Genomic DNA, 14,287 nt, shown 5'->3' with positions numbered 1-14,287 from the left:
ACTCTAGGAACCCTGTTTCTACCCCTGAATTAAATATCCATTTTAAGCTTCTCTCTTCTTGCTTTCGATATGACTCCAATTGTTGTTCAATATGAATGCTTGATTCTTCTAAATCTAATGCTATACCTTCTCTTGGAAAGTGATAACTATATATGAAATATACCATAATGAATGTAACAATTGTAACAGAATAAAAAATTGGTCGTCTCATTTTCCTTCCTCACCTCCATTAAAAATGAAGGAGCGGGTAATATAATATATCCCGTTCCTTCCAATCAAATTATTTACCAGAATACATCTCCGTCTTTTCTGTATAAAGGAGGTAAGAATAGCAATGGATCTACTACGTTTGTCCTTAAATCCCAACATCCACCACGGTGTATTTCGAAGTGAAGATGTGTTCCTGCTCTAGGATTACTAGGGCTTGGTGTTGGTTGAACAGAACCAGTATTACCCATGTATCCTAAAAAGGATCCCATTGTCACATAATCCCCTATCTTTACAGCTCTGTTTTGAAGATGAGCATATAAGCTATGATACAGTTCTCCGTCTAGTGTATGTTCAATTACAACCATATTCCCAAAGTCGTTCATATATTTAGATTCAATTACTTTTCCCTCTGCAAAAGCGACTATCGGTATATCTCCACTTCTTCCCCCTAACCCAATATCGACTCCTCTATGCATCCTACCCCACCTTTCTCCAAAGCCCGAAGTTATTCTTCCTGTTGTAGGATACATTACTTGTCCTAAAGTAACATAAGGAGCATGTGGATTATCAGGTATATAGGTTGCGTTAAGTTTATATTTTTCTGCGGTATCCAAAATATTTCTTACGTACACATCAGAGTGATTGTACGCTCTAATAGCATTGTACCTATCCCTTGAATAACCATTACTTGCTAAATAGTGCGCTGCTGTATGAACAGCATCTTCCAAATCCCAAGGATCAGCTTTTCCATTACCGTTTCCATCTCTGCCATATCCTCGATATTGAGAGATTAAACTTACATTTGTAATGTCTATAGGACCAATGATATTCCCTAATCTTGTAACTGTATTATAGGGGTCACCGCTGAAACTCCAACCTAACCATGTTCTCGGCATAAATTGATAGTGACCGACTGCTCCTACATTAGATATCATTGTTGGATGAGTACTAAATGATGTTTCATGATAGTGGATTGCGGCTAGTGTGTACCAATTAACTCCATATGTTTCTCCTGCTTCCTGATAATAAGGCATATATTCAATTGGTACCCCTTCTCCCGGAATTATAGTTCCTATAAAACCATTACCTGGTCTCCAATCTCCAATTCCCCTCATTTCCATCCAATGAAGATAATTCATAACAGGATATTTGTTTCCTGATTCTTCATTTGCGAATTGGTATTGTCCATCTATAAACATTTTATCTTCTGATCCATATCCAAAAGAGTTAAGTATATTGTCTAAACGACTGTAGTCTTCTTCATGGTTTCTATTGGTCTCAATGATTCTTTTTTCCCTTGTCTTGGTAGTTATTTTGACCTTATATTCTACCTCAATCTCTTTCGTACCATGCTTTAAAACACGATCATAAACAGGAACGCCATTGGAATCTATGGGATTGGGTAATAGGTAGTTAACTGGTTCAGAACTATAACTAATTACTTCCTCTTCATACCAACTATATGCTACTTCTTGTACCATTGTTCTAGTTGTGTGCTCTACTTGATAGTTCCACTGTGTTAATTTTTCTTCATAGGTTATATCCATCCATTCATTCCATGCATCCACAAATGTTAACATATCTACATAGTTATCGGTTCTTATGATTTCTCCTTCATCTATTCCAAGCTCTTCATCCTCTACTATTACCTGTTTCTCAGTATAAGCATTAAAAGTTTCTCGCTCAAAATGAGGAGCTAAAGCGGAAGCCGTTTCACTGATAATAGTGTAATCATAATCCTTCTCGGACTGAAGTAGTTTTACTAGAGAAACAGATGTTAATAATATCTCTGGAACTCGATAAGGTACTTCTTCTGCTAGAGACATATTTACTGTTTTGTCAGCTTCTGCCACAACATGGTTATAGAATTCTATGTCATCTGGCTCTTCTAAACCTTTACCAAGAGAAAATACAGTGGTTATTGCAACACCAACAAGAACGACACAAACAAATATTAATAGTACCTTCGCTCCCAATATACCCCCTATAGCAATTAGTTTAGTTATTAAGAACTTAATTAGCATTCCAATAGCTTTAACAGCAGCTTTTTGGGTTGCAACCATTGCTTTTTTCGCTAATTTTTTAAATACTTTATTTCTTGCTTGCTTTGCTTTTCTTTCTGCAAGTTTGCTTGGTATAGATTTCTCTTTTTTTTCTTTTTGAGGATGTAATAACATACTCATCGTTATTACACCCCTATTCTTGCTCTGTTCTCTTCATTTTGTCTTCTTCGTTCAATTCTCCTGTTTGGCCTTCTTGGAATAAGGTTATTGGGATCAATAATTTCTTCTACACTCTCAACATTCCCTTGGGATGTATGAAGTTTGCTTTCTTCAACTACAATTCTGTTAGCACTGGATACAGAACATCTTGTTCTTCTCACTTCTCCTGGATTAAGAGAAGGATCACCTTTAGAATAGCTGGAAAAGCGATACTCTTTTCCTTTTCCTGTCGTACCAACTACATAGCTTCGATCTCTTTCAACAATCATTTCAATATTGTTATTATCAGAATGTGCCTTTAAATCATTAGCGTAGAAAGTTCCTTGCTCTACCTGTTGGTTATAAGGAATATAGTCTTTTGATATTGATGGTATTACTGGTTTCTGAGCTACAAGTTCATTAGCATCAATGTTAATTTGTCTATTAACTAGTACCTTACCGCCACTAGCATCTTGCTTATAAAAACCAATATCTTGACCATTTGTTTGTCTACTACTTAAAGAACCGTTGCTAACAGTTAAATCTTGATAAAGGACTTCTCCTTTTTTAAGAGAACTATCTCCCGAACCATATTTACTGACAATTTGCATCTCACCTGTTTTATCTCGAACTTGAACGTATGAAGTATCCGCAGTAACGACTTGTTGAATGGCTCCATTTGCAATCACTTCTCTACCATCATCCGTAACCTGTGTTTGAGCCATTTGAGCAATTTCATTTATTTCTTTTGCTTGTAAGTTAGCCCCACTGTTAAATGGATTTACATTGGCATTTCCCACAAAAGGATTCAAGCGTTTATTATCACTAGTTAAATCAGCAACTTTTTGATATCCATTTACACCAGTGACGGATCCAACTACATAAGCAACCCCTTTACTAAAATTATTACTAGCTGTTACTTGGTCTCCATCACCTACTAACTGTGTAGCCCCTGGATATTTTTTGAACATACATGGAAAGCGAATCCAACCAATCGTTTTAAAAGAGGTGAAGAAACTTGGGAGAGTAACATCTGGTGATATATAGAGTTACTTACATTTGGTTCAAAAATAAACTGTTAAATTCCCATGTCCATTTTTTAAAGATTTGGATACACTGTAATGGGTATGGGTGAGGTATTTAACACCTAGTGTTATTACATAAATCTGATGTCTATATTTTTAAAAAATCTAATAAGATATTTAAATCGTATCTATACTGATACGATTTTTGTTATTTTTTATATAGGGCAAAAACGGCATATATGAAAAACTAAAAAGGTAGTAAAAGTATTCATTTCAATAAAAAGTATAATTAGTGAAAAATTATATATTTTAGTAGATTATGGATTTTTTCATAGTATTATTTAGTTGTAATAAAATATCTAAAAAAAGAGGAATGGTATTATGAAAAAGAAAGTATCGAGGTTGTTAACAGCATTTTTGGTAACGTTTTGTTTTATTTTAGGATTTTCACAATTAGGTTATGCTAGTGATTTTCAAACTCAAGCAATCCCTGGAAATCCAGTATATCCAGGGACTAATATTAAGATGAAAGCTGGGGATGTATTGTATTCGTCTAAAGGCCTTGATACTTACTTAGTTGGTCATGTTGGAATTGTAGATGCCAACGGTCAAGTAATACACATGATGAAAAATGGTGGCATGAAAAGGGAATCAATTTCTGCTTATTCATCAAATTTTAAATACACTATCTATCAAGCAAAAGTAGAGAATAATGGTTATAAAGCAGCGCAAAATGCTACTAGTTTGTATAACAATTACAGAAGTAGTGCTTCTTATACTCTTACAACTACATTAACAAGGCCAAAAGATAAACAATATTGTACAAAACTTGTATGGCAAGCATATTATTATGGTTCAAATATTAATTTAGGAGATAATTCATTTACATAAACTTCGGTACCTCCAAGTTGGATAATAGATACAACTTACTTATCACGAAGATAATCTTGGTATTGCCTTGCTTTAAAGACGAATTTTGAAATATTATTGTTCTTTTTTATGTGGTAAAATTATACATACTTTACATGGTGGAGGAATTTTATATGAGAGATTTTGTAGTAGGATTAGTAATGATCTTAATAGCTATTAGTCCATTTGTACTTTATCAATTAGGCCGGAAAAGAATATCCATTGTTAATTTTGTTATAGTTATTTCTTATTTTTTTAGTTGGTTCTATATTTTGTTTACTGGTGTATCATATGGTTTTAATACTCTTACTTTAATATGGTTAATTTCTCTCTTTTTAGCTCTAATTTTTTTAGTTTTAAGTGCTGTTCAGCTGTTTTTTAAGATTCATCCTGATTTTAACAAATATATTTTAGGTATCACTTTATTAGTTATTATGGCTTTAAGTTTTATTGTTTTTTTAATAATAATGATTTACTATCAATCGTAGATTTAACAATGATTTATATTGTGCCATTCTTTTTAATTGCAATATTGATAATTGGATCTATTCGGCACAATTAGAGGAGCAACAAATCCATATGTATGCAATGGGACATATACAAAATTTTAGGATGTTACTTAAGAGATTGGGCATCTAGTCATAGATTATATGCTTCTTAGCTAATAAAAATCGTGTGTTGTAATTTAAAAAAACTATAACATACGATTTTTCATTCTTTATTCAAACCTGCGTTCTTTATATCTAACTTCATCTGCAAAAACTCAACATTTTTCCCATCAACCGGACTATAAAATTGCTTCATCGGAACGAAACCAGCTTTTTCATATACACTAATTGCTCGTTCATTGAAAGAAGCAACTACTAATTGAAGTGTGGTAGGAGCATAGTTTTCCGAAAAACGAATTCCCTCTTGAACCAACGTTGTTCCGTATCCCTGACCGGTTAGATCCGGGTGAAGTCCAAGACCAATATCTAATGTTGAGTGGTCTTCGTAGATTCCAGCCTTATATCCACCAGGTACTCTTGCCCCGTCGCCAAAACAAAGATATCCTACTAACTCATTTTGTTCATTCAAAGCTAAGTAGTAATGTTCTCCCAGTAACTCATGTATTGTGTCCTCAGATCCATCCATACTATAAATTTCATATGGCGATGGGTATTTCCAATGGGAAATTGCCACCGCATGATCAAACTCCATTTTAGAAAGTGTTATGTTCATTGTTTTATCTCCTTATGAAAGTTCAGTTATGAAAAGTATACCATCCACTGAACTGAAAAAAGAAGTTTCCCAAAGAAACTTCCTTTCCAGCAAAAACATCAGTCACTTCGTTTATGCACCGTAGCCCCATTCACGACTGTTTCTACTACCTTCGTATAAGCGTGAAATGGGTGCTCGGACCATACGACTAAGTCGGCATCCTTGCCTTTTTCGAGACTTCCTACTCGTTTTTCCACGCCAAGGTGTCGGGCGGCTTGACTAGTCAACGCTTTGAATGCGGAAGATTCTCTCAGTCCAAATTTCACTGCATTTGCTGCAGACGTTGTCAAATATTCAATCCCAATAACAGGATGATCTGTTGTGATAGAGAATGGTACTTTGTATTTTTCAAGCTCTATTAAAGTGTGGTACCCTTTGTCAGCAAGCTCTACCTTTGAGCGAGTGGACATTGTGGGCCCTACAGAAACCATTACGCCAGATTCTGCGATATATTCTGCTATTTGATGCCCCTCTGTACAGTGTTCAATCGTTACTTCAATATCAAATTCCCTGGCAATTCGTAGGGATGTTAAGATGTCATCTGCACGGTGTGCGTGAGTACGTAGGGGCATTTCTTTTCGTAAAACTGGTAAAAGTTGCTCCATCCGTAGATTCCGTTCCTTCAGTTCGCCTGACTCTTTTTTTGCTAAGTAATCTTGTGCTTGCATGAACGTTTGGCGCATTAATGCTGCGACACCCATACGAGTGACAGGTGATACTTTTTTTGCGCTATATACACGTTTTGGATTTTCCCCGTAAGCGCCCTTCATCCCAGATGGGGAACGGAGCAGCATGTCGTCCACAATATTACCTACAGTCTTCAATACGACCATTTCGCCACCAATAACATTGGCACTCCCTGGCATAATCTGGACAGTAGTTACTCCATGTTCTCGTGCATCTTGAAAACCCCGTTCCGTTGGGTTGATACCGTCCAACGCTCGGATGTGTGGAGTGGTTGGTTCGGATGTTTCATTGAAATCCTGCCCTTCTACGCCAAAACCAGATTCGTGGACGCCTAAGTGTGTATGTACGTCAATAATTCCAGGAGTAACAAATTTTCCTTTGCAGTCAATGGATTCTGTGCCGGACGGAATCTCAATGTTATGACCAACAGCGACAATTTTATCACCGTCGATTAACACCGTTCCATTTTCGAATATCTCACCGTTTCCATCTAAAACAGTTCCGTTCACGTAAGCTTTCATCAAACCCCTCCTGAAATTCAATATGTACTAGTATTTCTACTATCGAAGTATTTTTTCCTGCAAAAAACTAAGAAAAGACAGCTTTGCGCCTTTAATGAAACGAGGAACAAAGCTGCCTTTACATAAGTTACAAGGACACAATACTAATGGCTATATTGCCACTATTTTTTTCTCAAGAAAGGTAGGGTACAGCATCGGAATGAGCCGCCTGATTTGATGATTTCTGTAATGTCTACTTCGATAACTTCATATCCACGTATGCGTAATTGTTGGTTTACTTCTCTATTAATTGGGAGACTGAGGATCTTTTTATCTCCAATGGATAGTACGTTTGTACCTAATGTGAATTGTTCTTCTTTGTTTACTTCAATGAGATCGAAATATTGAGATAGTACTTTCTCTTCTCTTTTATCGAAGGCTCCTGGGTAATAGAGGGCTTCGTCTTTCGATATGATATTGAATACACAATCTAGGTGTAAGTATTTCTCCGTGAATGGAATTGTGATTACTTCATATTCGTGCAATAGCTTTTGTAGGTGATCGATGGAGTTTTGATTTGTTCGGTTACTGAGACCGACAAATATTTGGTGTCCGTTTATGATTACATCTCCGCCTTCGATCATGTCACCGACAAGATTATAGTAAGATATTTCTTCTTGTTCAAGCCATTCTTTAAGTACATTTTCTTCACCGATACGTACATCGTGCGCCATTTCCGCAACGAATATGGTTTGTCCTAACGTGAAGCCGATGTCTCTTGTAAAAACTTGTTCGGGGAATTTTTCGTTAGCTGGGAGAAGAACTACGTCTACACCATGCTTTTTTAATGTATCTACTAAGTTTTTATGCTGTTCTAATGCTTTTTCTATATGGAACCCTTGATCTTTAAAGTGTTTTTGAGTTTCATTTATTTCAGAACGAATGGTCATATGGTGTGGTTCACACAAGATAACGCGTTCAAGTTTGTCATATTCGGTACGGCAGTATGTTTTTTCACTTTGTTTTGATAATAAACCCATAATTACCTCCTTGGAACGTTTTTTATAGTTTTTCCTCAGTTGTATAAGATATGAGTAAAAGATGAAAAAAGAGAGTAAGACACCAGGCTATACATGATGACTTACTCTCTTTTTAAAAATGTGTTTTATGGGGAAAATATTAGTAAGTTTGATTTGCTTGCTCTTGTTGGCGATGTTGTTCTTTCAGTTTTTCCCAATTTATTTGTAAAAGTAAGTTAATGTGATAGTATACAAGCGCAGCAGCAAGGCCGATGAAAATGCTGCTAATGGATTCCATCATTGTAAAGAAATACTGACCGTTCGCTAAGGAGGTTATAGCAGAATACGTCATAGCAACTACAATACCAGCAATTCCGTACATCATAGTAGAGCGCAAGTATGTTTGAAGCTTAGTTGCGAGCTCTTTCTTATCTTTTTTCAATAATGCATCTACGGCATAGGATGCTGGAATTCCACCAAGAATAAATACTGGTGCAGTGTAAAATACATAAATTCCTAAGAGCATACCGAAGCCTAGTTGGCCAACATCACTAAAATGATATTGGAAACCTGCAATTAGCGCACTGAAAATAACGACAGACAAGATAGATATGAACAATCTGTGAAGAAATTTTGACATTTTTGTGAACCTCCTTTTGATATAATCATATCGTATTTTATTTAAGAGTGGAATGATTTTGCTCACAGTTTGGGAAATTTTATTTGAAGATAATACAGTGTGATTGAATATATATATACATTTACTTTTGGATGAGTTGGATTCCGAGTAAGGTGTAGTAACATGGGGGATGAACATACGTTAGGTAGTACATTTAACTGTATATGCAATGAGCGAATGCCCACGGAACTCCAGTGGGAAGTAGAGTAGAGGCGAGACACCGCAGAGCGGAGACAGGATGTCGACATGACGCCGTTGCCCACAGGACGTGGGCACGTACTTAGGCAGAATTCCTCGAGGAGGCTTGCCAACTCCCCACAGGAAAGGGAGTGGGCAGTAGCGAATGGAATACAAACAACAAAGTTAGTATTCCATATTAGTCTGATACAGGTATTTTCAGGGGAGACTATGGTAAACTGTTTTCCTTTTTTTAGTGAAAATAAATCATTTTCGTTCTTTTTCCTAACAAGGAGTGATATACTGTCCATAAAAATGCGATAGAATTTGACCTTGGCCTTGGAGGTATGTAGATGAAACGGGCGAGATTAATTTATAACCCTTCTTCTGGAAGAGAACAAATAAAAAAACATTTGCCCATTATCCTTGAGCGGTTAGAAAAAGCAGGATATGAAGCATCCACCCATGCAACAACGGGGAAAGACTGTGCAAAACGAGCTGCTATTAAAGCTTGTGAACGTGATTTTGATTTAATAGTGGCAGCAGGTGGAGATGGTACAATTAATGAGGTAATTAATGGTGTAGCGGAGCAAAAGAAGCGCCCTATGATAGGTGTTATTCCTGCTGGTACCACAAATGATTTCGCGAGAGCGCTTCATATACCAAAAGATATTAATGAAATATGTGATGTTCTATGTAATGGAGAAGTGCAATCAGTGGATATTGGTAAGGTAGGTTCTCAATATTTTATTAACATCGCTGGTGCGGGTACGTTAACAGAATTAACATATGAAGTTCCGAGTAAATTGAAAACAATGATCGGACAAGTTGCTTATTATGTAAAAGGTTTTGAGAAGCTACCACGCATTAAGCCTAGTGAAGTAACGATCGAGTATGACGGGAAATGGTTTGAAGGAGAAATTATGTTATTTCTTGTTTCAAATACCAACTCAGTTGGTGGTTTTGAAAAGCTTGCTCCAAATGCGTATTTAAATGATGGGTTGTTTGATTTGCTTATTTTAAAGAAAACGAACTTAGCGGATGTGGTTAGAGTTGTGAGTAATGCTCTCCGCGGAGAACATATTCATGACGAGCGTGTTGTATATGTACAAGCAAGCCGAATTAAAGTTCACAGCAAAAATAATTTACAGCTTAATTTGGACGGAGAATATGGCGGAGAGCTTCCAGGAGAATTTGTAAATCTACACAATCATATTCAAATACTTGTTCCTGATAAAAATTTAAGGTGTTTCCAACAATTATATTAAATGAAGGTTGTTTACTTGAATTTTGGGATCTGAGTTATGTTGCCAAATGAAAAAAGAGAACAGGGAATTGTAATTGTAACTGGTATACTTCAGAGGTGTAGACAAGTCATTCAAAAGTAAAATCACATGCGATTTCACAACAGAAATCACATGTGATTTTTTGTTGTTATATCGGTGTTCTATCGTTAAATAGATATGAAATCACAAAGTAATTCACAGCACTATTCACATGGGTGGAAAAAAATATATCCTTCTTATGAAATAGATGTGATTTGCCATGTGAATTTTAATGTTAAGGGAAGGTATTTGGATATTTATGTAAAATAGAATAGGAGTATAAAAACAACACTTTCAAATAGGGAAAAGTGAAAAAGTATTAAACAAGGCAGAAATAGAATATTGCGTAACAAAGTTATTTGGAATAGATAAAGCCATATATTATAAAGCACTGGAGATATAGGAAAACAAAATGAAAATCTGAGTCCTTAAATTTCTTATTGAACAAAGTGTTGCGATCGTTGTCGTTGTTGTGAACGGGGAGGATAGTATATTTTCTCCAGTAACCCGAAAGGAGGTAGTTGTATGAATAATTATAAATTTTTATTCCCGATTTTGATTGGTGTTATTTTCTTTGTCCTTGCTGTTCTGTTGTTTAGTTTTATTGAGTCACCTTTCCCTTATTTTGCTGGTTTGTTCGTAGCTTTTGCCACATTTGAGATTATCTTTTTTAGTAGGATTATAAAAAATAATAAAAATCAGACTAGAAACCAATTATAAATGGCTAACGAAAGTGGATATTATAAGAATGCCTTCTTTAACAAACGGGAGTTTCGTGGAACTAGTTGTTAGGGTAATCATGCAAACGGGATGGGATAGTGCAAAAAGTTGTAGGTACTATTGTGTTGCTAAAGGAGAGAGTTAGTGAGCAAACATAAAAACAATGGCACGAAGGTTCCTCGTGCCATTTTAATATTCGTATTATACTGTGATTTTAGTAGTTGTAATAGATGTGTGATCTAGCGTATGAATTCATCTGTGATTTGACGTTTCGCACCTCTCGAGTAAACCTGTGAATTGTAATCTCTCTGTCTCTTTTTTTATATGTAGTCTATTCGTTCGTAGTCCTTCAAAACTTTCAGTGTTTTTACAGTAAGGTATCCTTGCCACTCTTGTTTTGCAGTACTTTCCCAAAAAGATCTATATTTCCCCCATTCCCAGTTCGGCACCCAAGATCCGTCCTCTTGCTGTTGATTAATCTCGTAATCTAAGTTTAAGCAAATAACGTCCTCTAACGCATTATATAAAGGTGAGTATGGATGTGGTGCAAGCCAAATGGGTTTAGCGGAATAATTATCCCAACGATTAGGGTCTAAAGTTACTATATTACGTGCCCACTCTCTTAAAAATTCGATAATCATCGTTTTCCCGGGATCAGGAATTTCATTGGCTAATCGTAAAAAACATAATGCTTCATGGTATTCAACACAGGATGTTTGCGATTCTAAGTGTTGAAAGATTTGATCATGGAATAAAGGAAGTAGATCAACAGGAATTGTTTGAGGATAGGCATGATAATATCCTATTATTTCTGCACCAGGGTTTACCTGGAACTTGTCTCCTTCTTGTGTATAATGCCACCAGTCAGCATGTGGTTCTGTGTTCATATGAACCTGCTTTAATGGCCATTTTTTGTTAGGCTCATATATTTCTGTGAAGTAGTTCATAACTGATTTTATAAGTGGTTCGCGCCAAGAAAGATTTGCTTCTCTTGCATACTGCATTGCAACAGATGTAGCAATAGGACTAGATTGGCTCGAACGAATATCTGGCTCTAACCCATGTCCAATTCCCCCATCCTCATTTTGAAATGCTTCTAGATTTTTTACTACTTTCTTGTTAGATCCATTCTCAAAATGATATTCAAATAAGGACTGATCAATAGGGCGAGCATATTGTTTAATATATTCGCAAGCACGGTGATATTGCTCCGGAGATAGCTTTTTCATACTAACGCTCCTTTCCTTTAAGTCACTTCATTGATGTTATTATTAGTGAAAAATGAAAAATATTTAAAAAATTGAAACTATGTGTAGCTTAAACCCGTAGAAATCTACTAGGTCCTAACTTCCTGGAAATACGTGATTGAAAAGTGTTGGAGTAAGGAAAAGAACGAAAGTAGGTTATGGAATAATTTTACCATATTTAATACAGAATTTTGCTGATTTTTAAAATTATTTGTCTAATAATTGTGCAAAATTTTTGCGGAATCAGACCCGTGGAGGTTTTGTGAATCTAATGTAAAAGGAGTGGAAGACATTGAGTGAATTTGCGTTGGAAGTAAAAGGATTGACAAAAAAAATAGGAAAGCAGAAAAAGATAGTGAACGCTGCTTCTTTCCAAGTGAAGCACGGTGAAATATTAGGGCTACTAGGTCCAAATGGAGCCGGGAAGACAACAACGATTCGAATGATTGTTGGTCTTATTGCCAAAACAGAAGGAAAGGTTTTCGTAAATGGGAAGGATGTAGATGAAGAAGGACAGCAATGTAAGAAGGATATGGGTGCGATTATTGAAAATCCTGCCTTTTACGATCATATGTCAGGGTATAAAAACCTTCAGCAATATAAAAGAATGGCAAAGGAGGAAATTCCAACCTCAAGAATTGAAGAAGTTGTAAAGTTAGTTAAATTAGAACATGCCATTCAGGATAAAGTAAAAACATATTCTCTAGGAATGAAGCAACGTTTAGGGGTGGCACAAGCAATTTTGCACAAACCTACGTTATTGATTCTAGATGAACCAACAAATGGTTTAGATCCTCAAGGAATCCGTGAGCTACGAGACTACTTAAAAATACTAGCAAACCAAGGGACTTCTACATTAGTATCTTCCCATTTATTAAGTGAGATGCAGTTAATGTGCGATCGAGTTGCCATTATGGAGCATGGAAAAATAATTGATATATCACCTATTTCTGCTCTTAACGATGTGGGAGAAAGTTCAAATGTTACATCATTTACCGTTAGTTCAACCGACCAAGCAATAACATTGATAGAACAAGGTGACCTAGAAATAGAAATTATGAAAACAGCGGATCAATCTATTATCTTAAAGACTAAAAGAGAAAATATTCCAATCGTAAATCGCCTTTTAGTTGAGAATAATGTAGACGTTTATGCCATCGAAACTGTGAAAACGACGTTAGAGGATCGCTTCCTACAATTAACAGCAGTTGGTGCAGAGAATAAAGGTACGGGGGGAGAGGAATAAAATGGGTTCTTTATTTATTAATGAATGGATAAAGCTATGGACAAAAAAAATGCCGTGGATTTTTCTAATCCTTATTGTAGTATTTATGGGGATTGTGAGCTTCATGTATCATTCTTTTGAAGCAGATACAGCGCTAGATTCAGAGAATTGGAGAGTTCAGTTAGAATCAGAAATTGAGCAAGACCGTGAGTTGCTTCAAGAAGAGGGTGTTAGTGATTGGGAGAGAGATTTTGCACAACAAGACATAGAAAGAAATGAAGCTTTTCTGGCAGCTGATATCAACCCTAGACAAGTAAACAATGTCACATTTATGAATGATACTATTTTAGGAGTGGCGTCATTTGTAACTTTGTTTAGTGTAATCGTAGCTAGTACAATCGTATCATCTGAATTCACAACAGGAACCATTAAGCAATTAGTCATTAGACCGTATGAACGTTGGCAGTTTCTCTTATCCAAATTTCTAACAGTTGTTGCGTTTGCATTTGTGTTAGTAGGAACGCTATTTGTCTCAAATTATCTTTTAGGAATGATTCTTTTTGATACAGTTAGCTGGAGTACACCAATTATGGAACAGACATTCAATGGAGTAGGAGCACAAGAATCAGCTACCATCCTTATTTTCTCGAAATTAGGGTTGTACTCATTAAATATGCTTGTTTTCGTGGTAATATCCTTTGCTCTATCAACGTTATTTAAAAGTCAGGCACTAGCAGTGGGGGTAGGTATTTTTGCACTATTTTTTACTTCCATGTCTCAAGCGTTAACGATGGTACTTGGAGACACAGTGTGGTATAAATTTATCATTCTTCCACACTTAAGTTTAACTCAGTACGTTTCACAGGATACGTTAATGGATGGTGTAACCTTACCGTTTTCACTAGCAATTCTTGCGTTTTATGTAATCATCATGCTAGGATTAACCACTTTTATTTTTCAGAAAAAAGATATTGCGTATTAATGCTAGTTAGTATTTTGGATAGCTACTACAAGCAAGAACCATTCTTGTAGTGGCTATTTACTTTGTTAGGAAAACTATTCAATGACAGTTATTAATGAGAAAATTGTCTGTTTTTAGCTAA

The 14,287-nt window shown here is 35.8% G+C and carries 13 protein-coding genes; 6 read left to right on the top strand and 7 right to left on the bottom strand.

Annotated features, from left to right (window positions below; all coding sequences use genetic code 11):
* Positions 1-284: 284 nt before the first annotated feature.
* Positions 285-2,393: a peptidoglycan DD-metalloendopeptidase family protein gene (locus ACERII_RS13950; protein WP_373643081.1), complete on the bottom strand. Its 2,109-nt coding sequence runs from the start codon at positions 2,391-2,393 to the stop codon at positions 285-287.
* 5 nt (positions 2,394-2,398) lie between these two features.
* Positions 2,399-3,382 (bottom strand): hypothetical protein, encoded by a 984-nt coding sequence (locus ACERII_RS13945; RefSeq protein ID WP_373643079.1) that lies wholly within the window; start codon positions 3,380-3,382, stop codon positions 2,399-2,401.
* Between the two features lie 435 nt (positions 3,383-3,817).
* Here ACERII_RS13945 and ACERII_RS13940 point away from each other — a divergent pair, with 435 nt between their 5' ends.
* Together ACERII_RS13940 and ACERII_RS13935 are read left to right on the top strand one after the other, a co-directional pair.
* Positions 3,818-4,327 carry a hypothetical protein gene (locus ACERII_RS13940; RefSeq protein WP_373643078.1) on the top strand — a complete coding sequence of 170 codons (510 nt, stop codon included), beginning with the start codon at positions 3,818-3,820 and terminating at the stop codon, positions 4,325-4,327.
* Between the two features lie 152 nt (positions 4,328-4,479).
* Complete coding sequence (locus ACERII_RS13935; protein WP_373643076.1) at positions 4,480-4,833, top strand: hypothetical protein; 354 nt, start codon at positions 4,480-4,482, stop codon at positions 4,831-4,833.
* 223 nt (positions 4,834-5,056) lie between these two features.
* Here ACERII_RS13935 and ACERII_RS13930 read toward each other — a convergent pair whose 3' ends face one another.
* From ACERII_RS13930 to ACERII_RS13915, 4 genes are all read right to left on the bottom strand, one after another.
* Positions 5,057-5,566: a GNAT family N-acetyltransferase gene (locus tag ACERII_RS13930; RefSeq protein WP_373643075.1), complete on the bottom strand. Its 510-nt coding sequence runs from the start codon at positions 5,564-5,566 to the stop codon at positions 5,057-5,059.
* 98 nt (positions 5,567-5,664) lie between these two features.
* A complete protein-coding gene (locus ACERII_RS13925) occupies positions 5,665-6,813 on the bottom strand; it encodes an amidohydrolase (RefSeq protein ID WP_373643074.1) in 1,149 nt (382 codons plus the stop codon).
* 161 nt (positions 6,814-6,974) lie between these two features.
* On the bottom strand, positions 6,975-7,832 hold the full coding sequence (locus tag ACERII_RS13920; protein ID WP_373643073.1) for a dimethylarginine dimethylaminohydrolase family protein: 858 nt from the start codon (positions 7,830-7,832) through the stop codon (positions 6,975-6,977).
* 139 nt (positions 7,833-7,971) lie between these two features.
* Positions 7,972-8,451, bottom strand: coding sequence for a hypothetical protein (locus ACERII_RS13915; RefSeq protein WP_373643072.1), 480 nt, complete (start codon positions 8,449-8,451; stop codon positions 7,972-7,974).
* Positions 8,452-9,020: 569 nt separating this feature from the next.
* On the opposite strand from ACERII_RS13915, the gene ACERII_RS13910 reads away from it, so the two are divergent.
* Together ACERII_RS13910 and ACERII_RS13905 are read left to right on the top strand one after the other, a co-directional pair.
* Positions 9,021-9,935, top strand: a complete 915-nt coding sequence (locus tag ACERII_RS13910) for a diacylglycerol kinase (protein WP_373643071.1) — start codon at positions 9,021-9,023, stop codon at positions 9,933-9,935.
* 582 nt (positions 9,936-10,517) lie between these two features.
* Entirely contained in the window at positions 10,518-10,712 is a 195-nt protein-coding gene (locus ACERII_RS13905; protein ID WP_373643070.1) for a hypothetical protein, read from the top strand.
* A 320-nt stretch (positions 10,713-11,032) separates the two neighbouring features.
* Here the strand turns inward: ACERII_RS13905 and ACERII_RS13900 are convergent, their stop codons facing one another.
* Positions 11,033-11,941: a hypothetical protein gene (locus tag ACERII_RS13900; protein ID WP_373643069.1), complete on the bottom strand. Its 909-nt coding sequence runs from the start codon at positions 11,939-11,941 to the stop codon at positions 11,033-11,035.
* 310 nt (positions 11,942-12,251) lie between these two features.
* Here ACERII_RS13900 and ACERII_RS13895 point away from each other — a divergent pair, with 310 nt between their 5' ends.
* The gene (locus tag ACERII_RS13895) at positions 12,252-13,205 is read left to right on the top strand and encodes an ABC transporter ATP-binding protein (RefSeq protein ID WP_373643068.1); all 954 of its coding nucleotides are present in this window, start codon (positions 12,252-12,254) and stop codon (positions 13,203-13,205) included.
* A 1-nt stretch (position 13,206) separates the two neighbouring features.
* Positions 13,207-14,166: an ABC transporter permease gene (locus ACERII_RS13890; protein ID WP_373643066.1), complete on the top strand. Its 960-nt coding sequence runs from the start codon at positions 13,207-13,209 to the stop codon at positions 14,164-14,166.
* Positions 14,167-14,287 lie beyond the last annotated feature (121 nt).

The organism is Evansella sp. AB-rgal1, assembly GCF_041820985.1.
Taxonomy (GTDB): Bacteria; Bacillota; Bacilli; order Bacillales; family Salisediminibacteriaceae; genus Evansella.
The sequence above is the reverse complement of the archived record's forward strand: the minus strand, read 5'-3'. Positions and strand labels throughout refer to the sequence as shown.

Bases quoted from the DNA above. Each gene is read 5' to 3' on its own strand.
- ACERII_RS13940 (WP_373643078.1), top strand. From the start codon at position 3,818: ATGAAAAAGAAAGTATCGAGGTTGTTAACAGCATTTTTGGTAACGTTT.
- ACERII_RS13935 (WP_373643076.1), top strand. From the start codon at position 4,480: ATGAGAGATTTTGTAGTAGGATTAGTAATGATCTTAATAGCTATTAGT.
- ACERII_RS13905 (WP_373643070.1), top strand. From the start codon at position 10,518: ATGAATAATTATAAATTTTTATTCCCGATTTTGATTGGTGTTATTTTC.
- ACERII_RS13950 (WP_373643081.1), bottom strand. From the start codon at position 2,393: ATGAGTATGTTATTACATCCTCAAAAAGAAAAAAAAGAGAAATCTATA.
- ACERII_RS13910 (WP_373643071.1), top strand. From the start codon at position 9,021: ATGAAACGGGCGAGATTAATTTATAACCCTTCTTCTGGAAGAGAACAA.
- ACERII_RS13920 (WP_373643073.1), bottom strand. From the start codon at position 7,832: ATGGGTTTATTATCAAAACAAAGTGAAAAAACATACTGCCGTACCGAA.
- ACERII_RS13900 (WP_373643069.1), bottom strand. From the start codon at position 11,941: ATGAAAAAGCTATCTCCGGAGCAATATCACCGTGCTTGCGAATATATT.
- ACERII_RS13915 (WP_373643072.1), bottom strand. From the start codon at position 8,451: ATGTCAAAATTTCTTCACAGATTGTTCATATCTATCTTGTCTGTCGTT.
- ACERII_RS13930 (WP_373643075.1), bottom strand. From the start codon at position 5,566: ATGAACATAACACTTTCTAAAATGGAGTTTGATCATGCGGTGGCAATT.
- ACERII_RS13890 (WP_373643066.1), top strand. From the start codon at position 13,207: ATGGGTTCTTTATTTATTAATGAATGGATAAAGCTATGGACAAAAAAA.
- ACERII_RS13925 (WP_373643074.1), bottom strand. From the start codon at position 6,813: ATGAAAGCTTACGTGAACGGAACTGTTTTAGATGGAAACGGTGAGATA.
- ACERII_RS13945 (WP_373643079.1), bottom strand. From the start codon at position 3,382: ATGTTCAAAAAATATCCAGGGGCTACACAGTTAGTAGGTGATGGAGAC.